We start from the raw sequence: 19432 nt of genomic DNA, 5'->3' as shown, positions 1-19432 counted from the left end.
ATGCACCGTCGCACCACCGGAGTGTCCCGACGTACCGTCACCAAGGCCGCGGCCGGCGCCGGTCTGGCCGTCCTGTTCGGCGCCCGGACCGCCTCCGCGCTCGGGTCACGCACCCTCGACGTGTCCGTGCCCTCCGCCGCGCTGGGCCGCAGCGCCCCGGTGCGGCTGATCCTGCCGTCGGGGTTCGACGCGGAGCCCACCCGCACCTACCCCGTGCTGTACCTGCTGCACGGCGCCCACGACGACTACACGTCCTGGACCCGCGAGACGGACATCGAGGCCTTCACCGAGGGCCGGAACCTGATCGTGGCGATGCCCGACGCGGGGCCCACCGGCATTCCCACCGCCTGGCGCAGCGGCCCCGACTACGAGACCTTCCAGCTGCAGGAGGTGCCGGCCCTGCTCGCCCGCGACTACCGGGCCTCCGGCGTACGGGTCGTCGCGGGGGTGTCCACCGGCGGTTACGGCGCCATGGCGCACGCGGCACGGCACCCGGGCTCGTTCACCGCGGCCGCCTCCTACAGCGGGATCCTCGACACCATGGCACCCGGTGTGCCCACCCTCGTGGACGCCATCGTGGCCCGCGAGAACCTGGTGCCGACCTCGCTGTGGGGCAATCCCTTCCAGAACCTGCTCACCTGGCGCGACTTCAACCCGCGGGACCGCGCGGCGGGGCTGCGCGGCACCGCCCTGTACGTCTCCAGCGGCAGCGGGCTGGCGGGGGGCACGGGCGACTGGCTCCCCGAGGCCCTGGAGAGCGCCCTGTGGCCCTCCGCCCACAGCTTCACCGGCACGCTCGCGCTGCTGCGCATCCCGGTCACCACGCACTACTACGCGGGAGGAGGGCACAGCTGGGCCTACTGGAAGCAGGAGTTCACCGCGTCGTGGCCAATGCTTGCGCAGGGGCTGGGGGTGCCGCAGTGATGTCGGTACCGTCGGGGCACGGAACGCACCGCAGGGGACGTCCGTCCAACACAGGACTTACCCCTCGGCCCACGGGCACCGGCCCGCGGGTGAGCCGCTTCCGGGTGAAAGGAGGGCCCCCGTTGGCCACCCCCTTCCCGCACGGTGGTCCGGAGAACCTCGGCACCGCCCAAGTGCCGCCCGACCTCGCCGAAGTGCTCCGTTCCCAGCTGGAGGAAGTCGCCGACGAAGTCGAGGAGGAGGTCCGCAGGCAGGTCCCCGAGTACGCGCGCCCGGCCGACGGCACCTACCGCGAACACCTCAGAGCCGGTGTGGTGCAGGCGCTGACCCTGTTCGTCGATCACATCGCCGACCCGCGCGGCCGCGGGGACGCGATCGCCGCCACGTACTACGAACTCGGGCGCGGCGAGGCCCTGGAGGGGCGCAGTCTGGACGCCCTGCAGTCCGCGCTGCGGGTCGGGGGGCTGCACGCCTGGCGGCTGATGGGCCGTACGGCGGAGGAGCTCGGCCTGGACTCCGCGGTGATCACGACGCTGGGCGAGCTCGCCTTCCGTACCGTGCACGAGGTCGCGGAGGCGGCGGCGGCCGGGTACTCCGAGGCCCGGTCGCAGAACACGGACGAGCTGGAGCGGCGGCGCAGACGTCTGCTGGACCTGCTGCTCGGGGACGGGCAGGTCGCGCCGGCCGCCGTGCAGCACCTGGCGCACGGCGCGCGGTGGTCGGTGCCGAGGCAGGTCGCGGTCGTCGCGCTCGCGGCCACCCCGGACCAGCGGGAGGAGGACCGGCCGCTGGCCGCCGCGGGGGCGCTGGTGGACATGGAGTCGCGGCCGCCGCGGATGCTGATACCCGATCCGGACGGCTCCGGGCGTTTCGGCGGGCGGGCGTTCAGCCTCGCGCTGCGCGGGCGGCCGGCCGCGATCGGGCCGACGGTGCCTCTCGAAGAGGCCGCCCGGTCGCTGCGCTGGGCCTCCCGGGCACTGGGGTTAATGGGCCGTGGGATCCTCCCGCGGCAGGGCGTCGTGCACTGCGCGGATCACCTGTCGACCCTGCTGCTGCACAGCGACGAGCCGATGCTCGACCAGCTGCGGGCGCGGGCCCTCGCACCGCTCGACACGGTGTCGGAGGGGCAGCGCGAGCGGCTCGCCGAGACGCTGCTGGCATGGCTGCTCAGCGGCAGCAACGTGCCCGACGTCGCCGCCCGGCTCCATGTCCATCCGCAGACGGTGCGTTATCGGCTGCGTCAGCTGGAGAAGGTCTTCGGTGACGCCCTGCACGATCCCGGTTCCCGCCTTGATCTCATTCTGGCACTCACCAACGTACAAAAGAACGAGGAATTCCTGAATTCCCGTCCATAACACCGGCAATGGTCCAGCGAATACGTTCGGGACATCCTTTCCACAGGCGTTTCACACGCCCCACCCTCAAAGGATCCCCCCATGCGCATTCGCTTGTACCTCGCCGCGCTCTCGCTGGTCGGCGGGGCCGGTGTGACCACCCTCTCGGCGCCACCGGCAGCCGCCGCGGCCTGCTCGGACATCGATGTCGTCGCCGCTCGCGGCACGTTCGAGCCGGGCGCGCTCGGCCTCATCGTCGGCGACCCGGTGTACTCCGCGCTGCAGAAGAAAATCACCGGCCGGAGTCTGACCGGCTACAAGGTGAACTACCCCGCGGACCTCTCCCTGACGTCGGCCGCGCAGGGCAACGCCGATCTGGTGAACCATGTGAACAGCCAGGCGGCCGCCTGTCCGAATCAGCGTTTCATTCTGGTCGGCTATTCGCAGGGCGCGAACGTCGTCGACAACTCCATCGGTATCAGCAGCGCGGGTGCGGTGGTCGGCAGCCCCATCGTGGCGACCATTCCGGCGGCGCTGGAGTCACGGGTGGCCGCGGTGCTGCTGTTCGGCAACCCGATCCGGGCGATCGGCAAGAGCGTCACCGGCACGTACCAGAGCCGCACCATCGACTTCTGCGCCAAGGGTGACCCGGTGTGCGAGGCGGGCGGCAACGACACGCTGGCGCACCTCGGTTACACGGCGAACGCCGACGCGGCGGCGACCTTCGCCGCAGGCAAGGTCTGACCGGATCCACGGCAGAGGGAAGGGCCCGGGGGAACTCCTCCTGGGCCCTGCCCTCTTGTGGGGGCTATCGAGGTGTGCGGGCGAACTCCGTGAGGGCGGTGGACACCGGCTCGGGCCGGCCGTTGTTCTGGACCGGCGCCGCCGTCAGCACGTCGAGGTGCTGGTACCCGTCCGCGACCACGGGGTGCAGGTCGGCGGGGACACGGCCGGCGAGCAGTCCGTCGCCCGCGAGGACCGTCAGCGTCGGGTTGGCGGTGAGCCCGTCCGGGTGCACGACGAGCCGCTTCACCTGCGGGGAGCCGGCCAGTTCGAGGTCGGTGACGAGTTTGGTCGGGAAGTACTGCTCGGTGAAGTCCAGCGGCTGTGCGGCCATGCTGCGGGCCAGCTCCTGGATGTCGGTGACCTCCTTGCCCGCGGCGGTGAACGGCGTCCCGTCCGAGGACCGGTACCCGGGGTCGTCCGGATCGCCGACCCGGTCCCGGTTCCGCCAGGTGTAGAGCGGGCCATGGGGCACGGCCGGGATGGCCTTGTACTCCGTGCCGAAGAGACCCGGTTGCGACGAACTCCCGTTGGCCGCGGGGAAGTTCTTGTCGGTGATCGGCCCGCCGTCGAAGAAGCCCACGCTGCTCTGGAGGAAGGCGAGCGGTACGGACTGGTCGTCCATCAGCGAGCCGAGGACCGCCTGGTTGGTGAGCCGGAAGTCCTTCACCGCGGGTGAGCCGGTGAGGAAGGTGGCGGTGTCCTTGGAGAACAGGAAGCGGTTGGTGGCCTCGATGTTGGTGTTGGCGGGCAGATAGCCCGGCAGGTCGGCCTCGCCGGCCGGATCCTGAAGGGCGCCCACGCCCGCGATGGCGAGCAGGGTCATCGTCTCGGGGTTGAGCAGGACGGGCGCGGACAGCGAGCGCGGGAGCACTCCGCTGTCGAGTCCGGCCTGCACGACGCCGTAACCGAGGCCCACGTCGGGCAGGTTGGTGTCGTCCGGGATACTGCCGCTCAGGTCGCCGAGCGAGGTGGAGACAGTGGTGTCGAGGGCGAACCAGCCGGCGCACTGACGGTGTCCGGCGTCGGCGGTGGTGGCGGGGTCGCCGTCGAAGTCGGCGGCGGCGAAGTAGCCGGTGATCACACCGCCGAGCGAGTGGCCGCCACACAGCACCTTGTCCTTGCGCACGCGCTGGTCGGGCAACTCGGCCGCAAGGAGGTCGAATTCGTCGCGTACGGTCTGCTCGATGCCGAGCTTGGCCATCCAGCCGAGCTTGTCGTTGCCGACGAACCCGGCGAAGGTGCGCCCCTCGACCTTCTTGCCGCGGTAGTAGTAGTCGACGGCGGTGTGCTGGTCGCCGGAGGCGATGCCGGTGCGGTCCTCCAGGCAGTTGGAGCGGCGGTCCAGGGCCCAGAACTCGATGTGCCGGCCCTGCTCGGCGGCGCGCGTCACGGTGTTGCGGGCGACGCTGTCGAAGGCTCCGGCGCCTTCCAGGATGCCCGGCTGGGCGACCAGGACCCGGTCGGCGTCGGCCGAGGCGGCGGGGCCCGACGAGGACCGGTAGCGCAGGTACGACAGCCAGTCGCACGCCGCGGGACGGGCGCCGAAGGACGCCGGCAGGGGGGCTTTCACCCGCACCACGCTCTCGGTGACACCGGCGCTCGTGGCCACGGCCGTCTCGGTTCTCGCGCTGTCTGCCTGGGCGTCGGGGGCCGACACGGTAAGCGCCCCGGTGGTGAGCAGCACCGCCAGCGCGGCGATGCGCCCTCTGCTTCCTGTGCTGCGACTCGTGTTCATGCTGGGACCGTAGGGCGGCGAGGGCCATGCCCTACGGGGTTGCTCACAAGAACGCAGGGCCCGGTGGGCGCTTTGTCACCAGCCGCAGATCACCCGCCGCTGAGCGGACGTCAGCCGTCGCGCAGGGTACGGCGCGGTGTGCGGTCGTAGGCGTGCCGGTACAGAGTGGCGAAGCGGCCCGGGTGGTAGAAGCCCCAGCGGGCGGCGATGTCGGTGACCGTGCTGCCGTCCTCGGGGTCGGCCGCCGCCAGCTCGTCGTGGGCGTGGGACAGGCGGACCTGACGCAGGTACGCGAGCGGGGTGCTGTCCAGGTGCCGGCGGAAGGCGTACTGGAGCGCGCGGACGCTGATGTGGGCCGCCTCCGCGATCTGGGCGACGGTGAGGGGGCGGTCGGCGTGGTCGTCGATGTAGGCGAGGGCGCGGCGCAGGGCGGCGGGGTGGGCGTCCCGGCGGTCGGCACCGGTGGGGTCGGTGGACGCGGTGTGGGGGAAGGTGGCCAGGACGGTCGCGGCCAGGTGCTGGGCGGCCGTGGAGGCCACGAGCGGCTGGTCGGCGACGGCGGCGTCCGCGAGGACGTGGTCCTGGACATAGCGGATGGTCGACCGCAGCCGGTCCCCCGCGGCGGGGCTCAGCGGCCGGTGCCCGGTGAGCCGGACCGGTTCGGGGCTCCGGGTGTCCGCGGTCGCCGCGACCTGGCTGAGCAGGTCGGGGTCCAGCATGGTGATGTTGTAGCGGGCCGCGTGGACACGGCCCGCGTAGGACAGCTCGGGCGGCGCGAAGGACACCACGTCACCGGGGCCGAAGGAGTCCGAGACGCCTTGGTAGACGTGGTCCTCGATGGTGCCCTCGTGGACCAGGCACAGGCAGATCCGGCCCAGCGGGGTGACGGCGTAGCTCATGTCGAAGTCCAGGTCGAGCTCGTCGACGCTGACCGAGTCGATGGCGCTGCGGTGGATCCGCGCCCGGCTGCTGTCCGGGGTGCCGTTGCCGATGCGCATCTTCGCGTAGGCGTGACTGAGGAACTCCTCGGTCCGGTCCAGATCGTCGCTGTCGAACGTCAGCGTCTCCATCGCGCCAGGGCCTCCCGTTCTCTGCTCGTCATTCGCACATACCCTCGAATGTCGCGATGCTGCCGCTCGCGTTTCGTTTTCTGTCCTGCCAGGTCACAAGGTGTGCGTCCGCCGGCTCGTCAGTGACGGCAGGGGACGGGCAGGCTGGACGGACGGCGTCCGCAGGAGTCGCCGGGCAAGAGGGGGAGAGGGCGACAGGGCGGTGCATGACGCAACACGAAGAGCTGATTGAGAAGATCGAGGAACTCCAGGCGGAAACCGCCCAGCTCCGGCAGGCCCTTGTCTCGCACGCCGTCGTCGATCAGGCGATCGGTGTCGTCCTGGCCCTCAGCGGCCTCCGCCCCGAGCAGGGGTGGGAGGTCCTCAGGACCGTGTCCCAGCACACCAACACCAAACTGCGGGACGTCGCCCGGCACGTCGTGCGCTGGCCTAACGTCGGCGCTCTGCCCGCGGAGATCCGCCGGGCGCTGCGCGGGGCGCTGGTCGAGGCGCACGCGGCACACGGGGGCCGGGCGCTCGTACGGCCGGAACAGCGGTGCGAGTGCTGAGGCGGCGCCCCCTCCGGGAAAACGGCGTGACGGCCGGAGACCCTGTGCGTACCGTTGATCGCATGGAGGTCACCAGCCGTACCCACACCGCAGCCGCGCGAGCGACCAGCTCGCCGGCTGCCGACGCCTGACCTCCCCCTCTCCCCCGGCGGCCGGAAACGGACCGCCGGTGCGGGACCTCTGGTCGCGCTGTTCCCGTGGTCGTTTCCGGCTCCCATGAGACCGAAGGACCACCACCATGGACACGGACCGGACCGTACGCGTCTTCACCGATTTCTACCGCGAGCGCGGACACCACCTGATCACGGGCAGCACGCTGCTGCCACCGCCGGGCGACCCGGTGCTGTTCACCACCTCGGGCATGCATCCGCTCACCCCCTTCCTGGAGGGCCGCCCGCATCCGCGGGGCCGCCGCCTCGTCAATGTGCAGCGCTGTCTGCGGACCACCGATCTCGACGAGGTCGGTGACTCCACGCACCTGACGGTGTTCGAGATGCTCGGCTCGTGGTCGCTCGGCGACTACGGCCACCCGCAGAGCCTCCGCTGGGGGTACGAACTGCTCCGGGACGGCTTCGGCATCCCCCGCGAGCGCCTCCACGTCACGGTCTTCGGTGGTGACGAGCAGGTGGGCCCCGACCTGGAGTCCCTGCGCACCTGGGAGGAGCTTGAGGTCCCCGTGGAGCTCACCCGGGAGGACAACTGGTGGTCCAACGGCCCGGTCGGCCCGTGCGGACCCGACTCGGAGATCTTCGTGTGGACCGGCGGCACCCCGCCCCGGGGCACCCCCACCACAGACCCGCGCTGGGTGGAGATCTGGAACCACGTCGTCATGCGCTACCGGCGTCTCGAGGACGGCTCGCTCCAGCCCCTGCGGCGCCCCGGCATCGACACCGGCATGGGTCTGGAGCGCCTGGTCACCGTCCTCCAGGGCCATGAATCCGTCCACGACACCGATCTGTTCGAGCCCTTCAGGTGCCTGCTGCCGCCCCTGTGGCAGCTCGACGAACCGTCGCTGCGTCTGGTCAGCGACCATCTGCGCTCCGCTGCCGTCGTGATCGGCGACGGGGTACGGCCGTCCACCACCGGCCGCGGTCATGTCCTGCGCCGCGTTGTCCGCCGGCTGCTGACCACCCTGCGGCGCGACGACCCGTCCCGCACCCTCTCGGACCTGCCGGTGGAGGTCCTCCAGCACACGCTGGACCACTTCCGGCAGTCCTGCGGGACGGAACCCGTCCGGGACGTGCTGGTGGAGGAGGAGCGCCGGTTCGACAGGCTGCTGGACCGCGGTCGCAGGCTGCTGTCCGGGCCGCGGTACCGGGGGCCGCTGAGCGAGGAGGACTACGACTACCTCCACGACACCCACGGCCTGCCCCGCGACCTGGTGGTCGGCCTGCGCCGGGAGGGGTGACGGCTACTCCGTGCGCAGCACCGTCGCGGTCCGGGCCCTGGCCGCCCAACCCGCCGGGAGCAGCGCGCCCAGCAGGGCGATGACGAGACCGGCCAGGCCCAGCAGGAGCAGTTGCGGGGTGTCGTACACGTCGAGGACGGACCTGGGCAGGTCGGTGCCCGCCGCGTGTCCCATCACCGGGAGCACGAAGCCGTGCAGCGCGTATCCGGCGGGCACGCCGACGAGACCGCCGAGCACGCCGATACCGGCCACCGAGGCGAGGACGAGGCTCACGGTCTGCCGGGGCGACATGCCGAGCGCCTTGCACACGCCCAGGTCGTGGACGCGTTCCCGGGTGTCCAGGACGACGGAGTTGAGGACGCCGAGGCCTGCGACGCACACGAGCATCAGGGTGAGGAGCGCGGCCATCGTGTTCAGGACGACCACGAAGTTGTCCCGCTCGGAAGGGGAGTTGGCCCGGGCGTCGGCGCCGAGGGGCTCGATCCGCGCGGCGAGCTTCTTGGCGTACTCCGGCGCGGAGACGCCCGGTTTCACGTCGACGAGGAACACCTGAGGCCTGGTCGCGGGGAAGTCCGCGAGGTTCGCCTGGATCTCCAGGTCGTCACCCGAGGAGCCGAAGGCCTCCCCGACGATCCGCAGGGTGGCCGTCTGCTTCCCGACGGTCACGCGCACGGTGTCGCCGATCCCGGTGCCGGTGGTCTCCAGGAACCGGCCGGGCACGACGACCTGGCCCGCGCCGGTGAGCCAGTGCCCGGAGATCATGGCGTAACTGCCACGCGTGGAGTCGCCCTGGTAGAGGGTCGTCCGGACGGTTCCGGAGACTCCGGCCACGGTGGCGTCCTGCCGGCCCATCCCGTAGTACGAGGCGGTGCCCGCCTGCGCCTCGATGGCGGCGCTCACCTTCGCCGGGTCGGCCGGCTCGGGCTCCGGGGTGCCCGGCGCCGGGACGTGCTCGCCGCCCGCGACGCCCGGGCCGCCGGTGAAGACGGTGACCGCGGAACGGTTCTCGGGGTCCTGTACCGCGTTGACCTCGTTCAGTGACGAGGTGAGCCCGACGGCGAAGGTCGCCGCGATCGTGCCGAAGGCCACCGCGAGCAGCATCGCGAGGGCACGGACCGGATGCGCGAAGGGGCCGGCGAGGCCGTAGGTCACCGCTCGGGGCAGCGGCAACCGGGCGGCCGCGCGATGCGCCCACTGACCGCGTCCGGTGCGCGGGGCCCTGCCGACGGCGATGGCCTCGACCGTGCGCAGCCGCCCGGCCCGCAGCGCGGGGACGAAGGCCGCGGTCCCGACGACCAGCAGCGCGCCGGCGGGGACCACGACGTCCACCCACCAGGCGACGGACAGGGTGGCGGTGCCGTATGCCTGCTCGGTGTCGTCGAGGAGTGGTACGGCCAGCAGGTTGCCGAGGACGACTCCGAGCGCGATGCCCACGCTTGCCGGGACGAGCGCCTGGGCCACATAGGCACGGACGACCTCGCGCGGGGTGAAGCCGATGGCCTTGAGGATGCCGATCCTGCGCAGACTGGTGCCGACCGCGCCGCTGATGACGCTGCCGACGATGATCACCGACATGACGATGCCGAGGACCCCGAAGGCGACGAGGAACGGGATGGTCGGGGCCGCTCCCTGGTCGGCGGCGCGTTTGGTGTCGAGGTAGGACCGGGTGCCGAGGAGCGCCCCGGACGGGACGGCGGCGAGGAGCTTCTTGCGGTCCGCGGCGATCGCGCCCTTCGAGCCCGCCGAGTCGAAGCGGTAGAGCATCTGGCCGGTGACCGGGGTGTCCTTCGAGGCGAGTGCCCTGACCTGTGCGGGAGTTGCCCACACCTCGGCGGTTCTGCCGGCCGACGTGGCGAAGCCGACGACCGTGAGCGTGGTGCCGGCGGCCGTCAGGGTGTCGCCCACCGTGAAGGCGGGCCCCTCGTAGGAGGAGCTCAGCACGATCTCGCCCGGTTTCCTCGCCCACCGGCCGGACGTGAGGTCCAGGTCGTCCACGTCCGCGTGCGGACCGGTGCGTCCGACCAGGGTCATGGCCGGAGGCCGGCGCCCTGACGAGTCGGTCGCCCGGAGGATCGTGGTGGGATACGGTCCCGCGCTCGCCGTGACTCCGTCCGCCTTCCCCGTGTCTCCGAGCCGTTCGGCACTGACCTTGGCCGGGTCGAACTCGGCGGTGACGTGGGGGCCGTTCTGCTCGGCGAAGGCGTGGTCGAAGGGCGCGTTCGAGACGACCATGAGGGAACCGGCGACCACGGCCGCCGCCACGGCCATCATCGTGGCGATGGCGATGACGACGGTCTGGACCCGGCGCCGGCCCACCCCGGAGCGTACGACGCGGACGAGCGGGCCGGTCATCGCACGGCCTCCGTGCGGGAGTCGAGGGCGACATGGCCGTCGACGAGGTGGACGGTGCGGCTCGCGCAGGCCTCGGCCAGGGCCGGGTCGTGGGTGACGAGCACGATGGTCTGTCCGCCGCGGTGCAGGTCGACCAGGAGTTCTCTGACGTCCTGGCCCGAGGCGCTGTCGAGGGCCCCGGTCGGTTCGTCGGCGAGCAGCAGCGCGGGCCGGTTCACCAATGCCCGTGCGACGGCGACGCGTTGGCGTTCGCCGCCGGAGAGCCGGCCGGGATAGGCGCGGGCGTGCTTCTCGATGCCCAGGGCCGCCATGAGCTCGTGCGCCCGCTCCCGCGTCGTGCGCCGTGAGGTTCCGGTGAGCTGGGCGGGAAGCTGGATGTTGTCCAGGACGGTGAGGTCGTCGAGGAGGTTGAAGAACTGGAAGACCATGCCGATCCGTTCACGGCGGAACCGGGCCAGGGCGTGCTCGCCGAGGCGGTCGACCTGCTCCCCGGCGACGGTCACGGTGCCCTCGGTCGGCTTGTCGAGGCCCGCGACGAGATTCAGCAGCGTGGACTTGCCGCTGCCGGAAGGACCGGTCACGGCGAGGGCCTCGCCCTGGTCGACGGAGAGGTCGAGCGGTCCGAGCGCGGGTGCGCCGGCGTGGTCGTAGCGCTTGGCCACGCCCTTCAGTTCGATCACTGCTGTCATGGGAGGTGCCCGTCCTGTCGGTCGTCGGGTCGTGTCCTTGCCGGCCTGGTGAAGGTCCTGGCGAAGGTAGGGAAGGACGGGTCGCGGGCGCGTCGGCCGGAGCACTGAGATGCGGCCCTCCGTGCGGAGGACTCGCGGGCGGGGTCATCCCTGCGAAGTACGCCCGGTGGAGGGTGCGTTGGTCGTACAGACGGACGCGCCGCGGGCCCGGGGACGGTGACAATGAGCGCATGGAGACGGAGTACCTGCGGGGATGGCGTCGGCAGGTGCGTGCCGCGCTGCGGCCGGAGGCGAAGGGCGCCGCGCTGTCACGGCGGTCGGTGTGGTGCGACGTGCTGCTGGCGGTGCTGCTGACGGTGGTGGCGCTGGTGGTCGCGTCGCGTTACCCCGGCGACGGGCCGGTGCGCGTGTCGAGGTTCGAGTACGGCGTGCCGGTGCCGCCCCGGCCTCCCGTGCTCCCGGGCGCGCGGATCGAGGAACCGGTCTCCGCACCGCCCTGGGTCCTGGTCGTGCTGTCGGCGCTGCCGCTGGCGGCGCGCCGGCGGTTTCCGCTGACCGTGTTCGCGGTGGTGCTCTGCGCGGGGCTGGCCATCGGCGACGACGCCTCCTGGATCAACGTCCTGACCTGCGTCATCGGCACGTACAGCGCGGTGATGCACAGTCGGCACCGGGTGGGCGCGATGGCCGGGCTCGCCGTCGCCGCCGTCCTCGCCGGCGTGGCCTTCCGGTCGACGCAACCGGTGCTGCCCGGGTGGTCGAGTCCCGGGGTGGTGCTGCTGGTGGCGGGGGTGCTGGCCAGCGTGGTCCGGTTCGGGCGGCGGCGCCTCGCGGCGAGCCGGGACCGGTTCGCCGCGCTGGAGCGGACCCACGAGGAGGCGACACGCAGGGCTGTGGCGGAGGAACGGGCGCGGATCGCCGCGGAGTTGCACGACGTCGTGACCCACAATGTGAGCGTGATGGTCATCCAGGCGGGCGCCGCGCGCAAGGTCATGGACGTGGCTCCCGAGCGGTCCAAGGAGGCGCTGCTCGCGGTCGAGGCCGGGGGCCGGGCCGCGATGGCCGAACTCCGGCACGTGATGGGCCTGTTGGCCGCATCGGACACCGGCCGTCCGGACTCCCCCGCCGACGGCCTCGAACCGCAGCCCGGTCTCGGGCAGTTGGCCGCGCTGATCGACCGGGTGCGGGCCGCCGGGACACCGGTCGGCGTCGCGGTCTCCCTGCCCCCGGAACCGCTGCCGCCCGGTGTGGACCTCGCGGCGTACCGGGTGGTCCAGGAGGCGCTGACCAACACCATCAAGCACGCGCCCGGCGCGGAGGCCGTCGTCACCGTCGGCTGGGCAGGCGACCGGCTGGAGATCGAGGTCATGGACACCGGCGCCGTCCGCGACGGGGTGCCCGCGGACGGGAACGGCCGCGGGCTGATCGGCCTGCGCGAACGCCTCGCGGTCTACGGCGGCGAACTGACGGCCGGCCCGACCCTGGCCGGCGGCTTCCGCATCAGGGCGGAGATGCCGTGGCGGACGGCGTGAAGGACATGAGCGGCGAGCGGCTCCGGGCCGTCATCGCCGACGACCAGGCCCTCGTACGGACCGGGTTCGGGATGATCCTGACCGCGGACGGCATCGAGGTGACCGCGGAGGCGGCGGACGGGGCGGAGGCGGTCGCCGCGGTCCGGCGGACCCGCCCCGACGTCGTCCTCATGGACATCCGGATGCCGGGCATGGACGGCATCGAGGCAACCCGGCGGATCCTCGCCGAGGACACCGCGGGCGAGATCCGCGTGATCATCCTGACCACGTACGACCTCGACCACTACGTGTACGCCGCGCTCACCGCCGGGGCCAGCGGTTTCCTCCTCAAGGACGTCACGCCCGAGCATCTGGTGGCCGCCGTACGGCTGGTGCGGTCCGGGGACGCCCTGCTGGCGCCCACGATCACCCGCCGCCTGATCGAGCGCTTCGCCCAGCGCGAGGAAGCGGTGCCCTCGGCCGACCCGCACCGGGACCTGTCCGGGCTGACCCCGCGCGAGCTGGAGGTGCTGCGGCTGCTGGCGACCGGGCTCAGCAACGCCGAGCTCGCGGAGCGGCTGTTCCTCAGTCCGACGACGGTGAAGACGCACATCGGCCGGATCCTGTCGAAGCTGGAGCTGCGCGACCGCGTCCAGGCGGTCGTCCTCGCCTACGAGAGCGGTCTCATCACTCCGGGCGGCGCCACGGAGACCGCCCTCTAGGACATCAGCCCGGCCGCGACCGTCGCCCCCAGCTCCCAGCACGCCTCGATATCGGCCTTGGCCGGTTCGCCGGTGACGGTCACCGGTTCGGCCGTACGGCGCCAGCCGAGACCTGTCGTGATCGACTCGATGCCGCGCAGGGCGCCGGTGACGTCGTTGCCGCCGTGGACGTAGCAGCCGAAGGGACGACCGCGCGTCTCGTCGAGACAGGGGTAGTAGATCTGGTCGAAGAAGTGCTTGAGGGCGCCGGACATGTAGCCGAGGTTGGCGGGGGTGCCGAGCAGGTAGCCGTCCGCCTCCAGCACGTCCGAGGCGGTGGCGGACAGGGCCGCGCGCCGTACGACGCGGACGTCCTCGATCTCCGGCGCCGTGGCCCCGGATACGACGGCTTCGAACATCGCCTGGCAGTTGGGCGAGGGCGTGTGATGCACGATCAGCAAGGTGGCCACGGTCGAACCCTGCCCTGCCTCGGCTTTCGTCCGCAAGCCGGGCCGGGGACGGGCGCCGCCGGGCTACGATTCCGGAAACCGCGAGGGGGGAGCGAGTCGTGGCCGACAGAGGGCAGCGGGCTGCAGTGGTCTTCGATGCGCTGGGCCTGGAGTACGAGAAGGCGTTCGCCCGTTCCGAAGCTCATCTGGCGTCGCTGGAGTGGCTGCTCGGGCGGCTGGCTCCCGGGAGCCGGGTCCTGGACGTGGGCAGCGGCACCGGCCGGCCCACCGCGTCGACGCTGGTGGCCGCGGGTCACGAGGTGCTGGGGGTGGACGTCTCCCCCGTCATGGTCGGCCTCGCCGTGCGGCAGGTTCCGCAGGCCATGTTCCATCACGCAGACATCCGTGAACTGCCCCTGGAGCAGGCTTCGTTCGACGCGGTCTGCGTGTACTTCTCGCTGCTCCAGATGACCCGCGCCGAGCAGTCGGAGGTGCTGGGACGGCTGACCCGGGCCCTGCGGCCGGGCGGCTCCCTGGTCCTCGCCACCGTGCCGGCCGACGTGGAGGACCTGGCGGTCGAGTTCATGGGCCGGCCCGTCCGGGCGACCAGTTTCGCCGCCGAGGACGTGGTGGCCGTGGTGCGCGACGCGGGTCTGACGGTGGAGTCCGAATCCTTCGTGGAGTTCACCCCGGACCACCCCGACGCGGCCCCCGAACCCCACCTGTTCCTGTATGGCACTCTTCCCCAGTGACACGCGTGATTCATCCCAGGTCGGTCAGCCCACGGCCACCTGCACATGCGGCGGGGGTCGCCACCTCGACCTCGATGGTGTTCTCACCGCACCAAGCGGAACGTGTCGCTGACCTGTCCCAGCTCCAACTCGGCGCCGTGGGAAGGCGTCCAGCCGGCCCCCAATAGTCACCGTGCAGCGGTACCGGCCGATGCCCGCGGAGTCGGCCATTCAATCGCGGTGAACGCCCGAACGCTGAGCCTCCGGCTCGACCGAGGTCAAGATGCGTGCACGGTGAACGCGGAGGCCAGTGCGTCCAGATGGTCCGCGACCGGACCCGCGGTGAGCAGTCCGCTCGCGGCGTCCGCGAGTTCGCCCCGGGCGGGTTCGAGTGCGCTCCGGGCGCGCCGCATCAGCGCACGGTCGCCCACCTGGATCGCCGCGCGGGCGAGCAGGCACCACAGCGCCTCGCACACCAGGTCACCGGGCGGGGAGGGGACGTCGGCCAACAGGCGCACGGCGTCCCGGTCGCGTCCTTCGGCGAGCAGCAACAGGGGGCGCACCCACGATTCGTAGGGGCCCCAGTCGGTGTGCGGGTCGGCGGTGACGGGGAGGCCGTGGTGCAGCCTGAGGCACAGCAGGGCAAGGGGCAGCAGTCCGCGTTCCAGACCCGGCATGCCCGCGCCGTCGAGGGACTTGGCGGCCTCCCGGTACGCGGACTCGCCGACGTGCGGGGGCTCTGTCGCCGCGGTGCGCAGGGCGCGGTACCACGTGGTGAAGACGGCGACGAGAGGCAGTTCGTGGCGTTCCGCGAGCGCGTCGGCGGCCGCCGCGTGCCGGTCGGCGGCCGCGAAGTCGGCGGCGGCGCAGTGGGCTTGCAGCCGAATCAGCCGGCCGAGGACCTCGTAGGTGAACAGGCCGTGCCGTACGGCCACTTCGGTGATCTCCGCGCCGATCCCGTCCCGTCGGGCGGCGAGGCCGGTCCGCTCGAAGCTCTGCATGAACAGGCCGTTGAGGGTGAAGACGAGCAGGTCGGCGTCCTCGAGTCGGCGTGCGCTCTCCACTGCCTGGTGGGCCGCGTGGAGGGCGCGCCTCCCGTCGGGAAGCGTGCCGCGGGACTCCACCGCCACGGTGGCCAGGAGCCGTGCCCTGGCCGCCTCGTGCGCGCCCGGCGCCAGGAGGCGCAGGGTGCGTTCCGCGGTGCCCACCAGCCGGTCGGCCCGCGCCGGGTCGTCGCAGCGGGTCCAGACGGCGGGGACGTCGTAGACGCCGATGACGCGGGCCGTGAGCTCCGGGTCGCCCAGCTGCTCGGCCGCCGCCACGGCCGCCGCGCGGTGCCGTCGTGCCGCCTCCAGTCCGCCGCCCCCGGTGACGGCGAGGTCCCGCATGAGCACCGCGGTCGACTCCAGACGGGTGCGTGCGCGCGGGGGGACCATGCTCTCGTACGCCGCGGAGGCCTCGGCCCACACCTGTGCGGCCGGGTCCGAGGGGCCCGGGTCCAGGTGCTCGGCGTGCCGCAGGATGTCCTGCTCGGTGCGGTTCAGCCGCGGGCCCGGCTCCACGCCGAGGTGCTCGCGCAGCAGTCCTCGGGCGCGCCGCAGGACGGACAGGGCGTCGGCCTGGCGTCCGGAGCGGTACAGGGCGAGGGCGAGCAGTTGCCAGCCGTCCTCCCGCCAGGGGTGCTCGGCCACGTGGGCGTCGAGGTCCGCCGCCGCGTCGGCGGCGGCGCCGAGGGCGAGCCGGCCCTCGGCACGGCGTTCCACGGCGGTCAGGCGGAGCCCGGTGAGCCGGGAGCGTTCCGCACGGGCCCAGGGTTCCTCGGCGACGTCGGCGTAGGCGGGGCCGCGCCACAGCTCCAGAGCCTCGGTGAGCCGCGGCACCGCCTGCGCGGGAGGCAGGTCGGCCGCGGCGGCGACGGTGTGCTCGAACCGCCAGGCGTCGACGTGGGCGGGTTCGGCGCGCAGTGCGTAGCCGGGACCCTCGGTGACGAGGAGGCGGGAGGGCGTCCGGCGGGGCCGCTCGGGCTCCAGCGCGCGTCGCAGCCCGGCGACGAAGGTCCGGAGGGTGCCCACCGCGTCCGCCGGCGGGTTCCCGGCCCACAGGTCCTCCACCAGGCGGGGAACGGGCACGACCCTGCGGCGGGCGACGAGGAGGCGGGCCAGCACGGCGCGATGCCTCGGGCCCTTCAGGGCGATCGGCTCCCCGGTCTCGTCCCAGGCGGCAACGGCCCCCAGGACTCCGAACTCGACCACGCGCACACACCTCAACGTACACGCGTTCATCCGTTGCTCATTCGCTCCCCGGATCCTGAGGACATCGGCGACTCCGGGTCCGGACGCCTCCCCTGAACCGCCCGATCTGAGAGAGCCCTACCGTGAAACCCACCATTCCCGGTTTCGAGTACCAGCGCGTTCCCGTCGCCGAGGACGTGTCCCTCCAGGTGGCCGTAGGAGGGACCGGCACGCCCGTCGTCCTGCTGCACGGCTTCCCGCAGACCCATCTGATGTGGCGCCATGTCGCGGCGGACCTCGCGGCCGACCACACCGTGATCTGCCCCGACCTGCGCGGTTACGGCGACAGCGACAAGCCGCGCGAGGACGGCCCCCACACGTACTCCAAGCGCACCATGGCGGCCGACGTCGTCACCCTCGCCCACCGGCTCGGGCACCCCCGGTTCGCGCTGGCCGGGCACGACCGGGGCGCGCTGGTGGCCTTCCGCGCGGGCCTCGACCACCCGGACGCGGTCTCCCACCTGGCCTGTCTGGACGTCCTGCCGACGCTCGACATGTGGGGCGCCCTGCACGGCACGTCGGCGACGGTCGCCTTCCACCTCTACCTCATGGCCCAGCCACCCGGTCTCTCCGAGCGGATGATCTCCGCGAGCGCGGACGCGTTCTTCGGCCACTTCCTCGACGTCTGGGCGAAGCGGCCCGACGCGATCCCGCCCCGGATCCGTGCCGAGTATCTGCGGGCCTGCCGCGAGGCGGTGCCGTCGATCGTCGCCGACTACCGCGCCTCCGCCGGCATCGACGTCGAGCACGACGAGGCCGACCGGGCCGCGGAGAACCGTCTGGGCATGCCGGTGACCGTGCTCCAGCAGGACTGGGGGGCCGCGCTCGGCTACGAGGCCACCGCGCTGTGGGAGGCATGGACCGACGACCTTCGCCATGCGACCGTCTCCTGCGGCCACTTCATGGCGGAGGAGGCACCGGCGGATGTGGCGAAGGCCCTGCGGGAGCTCATGCTTCGGGGCGACTGACCCGCGGGCGTCTCGATCCGGCGTGACGACCGTGACGTCGTCCGGCTGAACGCCGGCCGGTCCGACGCCGGTCGCAGCCGGCCGAGGCCCGGCGACACCCTTGTCGGGGACGAGCTCACCTTGGTGGGCGAGGACCGAGCGGCAGCTCGGCCATCCGCAGATTCCAGCGGCCAGCGCGGCCGGTGAGTTCCACGGTGGACAGCGGCGGGACGTCGATTCTCCAGAACGCCTGGTGAGGCGCTCCGAGCGCGTGGACGACGGCGGCCCGCGCCGCCGCCTGTTCCACCACCGCCAGCACGCGCCCCGCGTCGGACGGCAGCGCGTCCAGCCATACGGCCACCCGGTCGCACATCCGCGCCACGCTCTCCCCGCCGTGCGGCGCCGCGGCCGGGTCGGTGAGCCAACTGGCCAGTCCCGACGGGTCGGTTGCCGCGACCTCGTCGAGGGTGCGGCCGTACCAGGACCCCATGTCGAGGTCCCGCAAAGCCGGTTGCGGTGTGACGGGCTCCCACCCGAGGGTGCGGGCCGTCTCCGTGCAGCGCCGGGAGGGCGCCGAGCAGCGGGTGGCGGCCCGCGGGAGGGTTCCGGTGACGGCCCGCACCCGGTGCAGTGCCCGCTCGTCGAGGGGCGCGTCGCCGAAGCGGACGTCGCGTTCCGTACGGGCGGCCGCGCACAGCAGGGTGAGCCGGACGGTCATGCGGGCCCTTTCGTCGAGTCGCCGGGGGTGGTTCATCGTAGGTGGCGTACGCCATGTTGGCCGACGCCCGCATTGCCCCTACCATCTGGGACGACAAGGACGACGGCGCCACGGAAGTCCGGTGCAAGCCCGGCACGGTCGCGCCACTGTGTGCCACACCTCGGCGACGAGGTGGTGGTGAGTCAGACCCCACGCCGTCGTCGAGTGCTCCACACGATGCGGGACGCGTTGTTCCCGAGGAGGTCTCGCCATGGCGCAGTCCACTGCCGCCCCCACGCCCACCACCCCTGTCCTCACACCGTTGCCGGTGCGCGCGCTCGTCCCCTGGGCCGTCTTCTTCGGCGTCCTGATGCTGGTCCTGCTGTACTTCGTCGGCGCCGAGCAGGGCGCCACCGCACTCGTCTCCGGCGAGGGCGTCCACGAGTGGGTGCACGACGCACGCCACCTGCTCGGTTTCCCCTGCCACTGAGGCGGGGCGGACCATCATGAACTCCACAGTCGTACGCGCCCTGTTGGCGCGCGGCATGCTCGCCGGGCTCGGCGCGGGTGTCCTGGCCTTCGTCTTCGCCTACCTGGTCGGCGAGGGTCCGGTGGACGCGGCCATCGCCTTCGAGGAGGCCGGCTCCCACGAGCACGGTGAGGAACTCGTCAGCCGTTCCGTGCAGTCGACGGCCGGACTGGCCACCGGTGTCCTCGTCTTCGGGGTCGCCATCGGCGGCATCATGGCGCTGGCGTGCTGCTTCGCGCTGGGCCGGATCGGCCGGTTCGGCGCACGGGCGACGGCGGGTCTGGCGGCGCTCGGCGGATTCCTCACCGTCTACCTCGTGCCGATCCTCAAGTACCCGGCGAACCCGCCCGCGGTGGGTGACCCGGACACCATCGACCAGCGCACCGCCCTGTTCGTCCTGATGATCGCGCTCAGCGTGCTCCTCGGGATCGGCGCGGTCCTGCTGGGCCGCGGGCTGGCCCCGGCCTGGGGCAACTGGAACGCCTCCACGGCGGCCGCCGTGGCCTTCACCGCCGCGGTGGCGGTGGCGATGGTCGTCCTGCCCGCCGGGGACAACGCCCCGAAGGGCTTCCCGGCCACCGACCTGTGGGAGTTCCGCCTGGCCTCCCTCGGCGTCCAGGCCGTCCTGTGGGCGGCGTTCGGGCTGCTGTTCGGCTACCTGGCCGAGCGGGTCCTCGAACCGGGGCCCGCCCGGCCCGAGGTCTCCGCGCTCGTCGGCTGACGCTGTGGGTTC

18 protein-coding genes are annotated in these 19432 nt (G+C 72.6%); 11 read left to right on the top strand and 7 right to left on the bottom strand.

The features are described from left to right. The 3 genes from H293_RS0122770 (at position 1) to H293_RS0122760 (ending at position 3002) form a co-directional block, all read left to right on the top strand. Entirely contained in the window at positions 1-924 is a 924-nt protein-coding gene (locus H293_RS0122770) for an alpha/beta hydrolase (protein ID WP_020120151.1), read from the top strand. 122 nt (positions 925-1046) lie between these two features. After that, positions 1047-2279 carry a PucR family transcriptional regulator gene (locus H293_RS0122765; protein ID WP_020120150.1) on the top strand — a complete coding sequence of 411 codons (1233 nt, stop codon included), beginning with the start codon at positions 1047-1049 and terminating at the stop codon, positions 2277-2279. Between the two features lie 81 nt (positions 2280-2360). Beyond that, on the top strand, positions 2361-3002 hold the full coding sequence (locus tag H293_RS0122760) for a cutinase family protein (protein WP_020120149.1): 642 nt from the start codon (positions 2361-2363) through the stop codon (positions 3000-3002). A gap of 64 nt (positions 3003-3066) precedes the next feature. On the opposite strand, the gene H293_RS0122755 is transcribed toward H293_RS0122760, so the two are convergent. Next, positions 3067-4779 (bottom strand): hypothetical protein, encoded by a 1713-nt coding sequence (locus H293_RS0122755; protein ID WP_051138143.1) that lies wholly within the window; start codon positions 4777-4779, stop codon positions 3067-3069. 110 nt (positions 4780-4889) lie between these two features. After that, positions 4890-5849, bottom strand: coding sequence for a helix-turn-helix transcriptional regulator (locus tag H293_RS0122750; protein ID WP_020120147.1), 960 nt, complete (start codon positions 5847-5849; stop codon positions 4890-4892). 206 nt (positions 5850-6055) lie between these two features. On the opposite strand from H293_RS0122750, the gene H293_RS0122745 reads away from it, so the two are divergent. After that, positions 6056-6397 carry an ANTAR domain-containing protein gene (locus H293_RS0122745; protein WP_020120146.1) on the top strand — a complete coding sequence of 114 codons (342 nt, stop codon included), beginning with the start codon at positions 6056-6058 and terminating at the stop codon, positions 6395-6397. A gap of 238 nt (positions 6398-6635) precedes the next feature. Next, positions 6636-7805, top strand: coding sequence for an alanine--tRNA ligase-related protein (locus H293_RS0122740; RefSeq protein ID WP_020120145.1), 1170 nt, complete (start codon positions 6636-6638; stop codon positions 7803-7805). Between the two features lie 3 nt (positions 7806-7808). On the opposite strand, the gene H293_RS0122735 is transcribed toward H293_RS0122740, so the two are convergent. After that, the gene (locus H293_RS0122735) at positions 7809-10157 is read right to left on the bottom strand and encodes an ABC transporter permease (protein WP_020120144.1); all 2349 of its coding nucleotides are present in this window, start codon (positions 10155-10157) and stop codon (positions 7809-7811) included. Further along, the gene (locus H293_RS0122730) at positions 10154-10846 is read right to left on the bottom strand and encodes an ABC transporter ATP-binding protein (protein ID WP_020120143.1); all 693 of its coding nucleotides are present in this window, start codon (positions 10844-10846) and stop codon (positions 10154-10156) included. Before H293_RS0122730 ends, H293_RS0122735 begins: the two co-directional genes overlap by 4 nt. 230 nt (positions 10847-11076) lie before the next feature. Here H293_RS0122730 and H293_RS0122725 point away from each other — a divergent pair, with 230 nt between their 5' ends. Together H293_RS0122725 and H293_RS0122720 are read left to right on the top strand one after the other, a co-directional pair. After that, a complete protein-coding gene (locus H293_RS0122725; RefSeq protein ID WP_020120142.1) occupies positions 11077-12375 on the top strand; it encodes a sensor histidine kinase in 1299 nt (432 codons plus the stop codon). Continuing rightward, positions 12360-13076, top strand: a complete 717-nt coding sequence (locus H293_RS0122720) for a response regulator (protein ID WP_020120141.1) — start codon at positions 12360-12362, stop codon at positions 13074-13076. The genes H293_RS0122725 and H293_RS0122720 overlap by 16 nt, the downstream gene beginning before the upstream one ends. Here H293_RS0122720 and H293_RS0122715 read toward each other — a convergent pair. Beyond that, positions 13073-13525, bottom strand: coding sequence for a flavodoxin family protein (locus tag H293_RS0122715; protein ID WP_020120140.1), 453 nt, complete (start codon positions 13523-13525; stop codon positions 13073-13075). The two genes, H293_RS0122720 and H293_RS0122715, sit on opposite strands and share 4 nt — an antisense overlap. A 98-nt stretch (positions 13526-13623) precedes the next feature. Here H293_RS0122715 and H293_RS0122710 point away from each other — a divergent pair, with 98 nt between their 5' ends. Then, positions 13624-14256 carry a class I SAM-dependent methyltransferase gene (locus tag H293_RS0122710; protein ID WP_033415589.1) on the top strand — a complete coding sequence of 211 codons (633 nt, stop codon included), beginning with the start codon at positions 13624-13626 and terminating at the stop codon, positions 14254-14256. Positions 14257-14513: 257 nt separating this feature from the next. Here H293_RS0122710 and H293_RS0122705 read toward each other — a convergent pair whose 3' ends face one another. Continuing rightward, a complete protein-coding gene (locus tag H293_RS0122705) occupies positions 14514-16493 on the bottom strand; it encodes an AfsR/SARP family transcriptional regulator (RefSeq protein WP_020120138.1) in 1980 nt (659 codons plus the stop codon). A gap of 116 nt (positions 16494-16609) precedes the next feature. Here H293_RS0122705 and H293_RS0122700 point away from each other — a divergent pair, with 116 nt between their 5' ends. Beyond that, positions 16610-17494 carry an alpha/beta fold hydrolase gene (locus H293_RS0122700; RefSeq protein ID WP_020120137.1) on the top strand — a complete coding sequence of 295 codons (885 nt, stop codon included), beginning with the start codon at positions 16610-16612 and terminating at the stop codon, positions 17492-17494. Positions 17495-17609: 115 nt separating this feature from the next. On the opposite strand, the gene H293_RS0122695 is transcribed toward H293_RS0122700, so the two are convergent. Next, positions 17610-18227 carry a histidine phosphatase family protein gene (locus H293_RS0122695; RefSeq protein WP_028808098.1) on the bottom strand — a complete coding sequence of 206 codons (618 nt, stop codon included), beginning with the start codon at positions 18225-18227 and terminating at the stop codon, positions 17610-17612. A 214-nt stretch (positions 18228-18441) separates the two neighbouring features. Between H293_RS0122695 and H293_RS0122690 the strand changes: the two genes are divergently transcribed. Beyond that, positions 18442-18660: a CbtB domain-containing protein gene (locus tag H293_RS0122690; RefSeq protein ID WP_020120135.1), complete on the top strand. Its 219-nt coding sequence runs from the start codon at positions 18442-18444 to the stop codon at positions 18658-18660. A 16-nt stretch (positions 18661-18676) separates the two neighbouring features. Continuing rightward, positions 18677-19420, top strand: a complete 744-nt coding sequence (locus H293_RS0122685) for a CbtA family protein (RefSeq protein ID WP_020120134.1) — start codon at positions 18677-18679, stop codon at positions 19418-19420. Positions 19421-19432 lie beyond the last annotated feature (12 nt).

This window comes from Streptomyces canus 299MFChir4.1, from assembly GCF_000383615.1.
Lineage (GTDB): Bacteria > Actinomycetota > Actinomycetes > Streptomycetales > Streptomycetaceae > Streptomyces > Streptomyces canus_C.
Note: the sequence above shows the minus strand (reverse complement) of the source record. Positions and strands in the feature narration are given on the sequence as shown.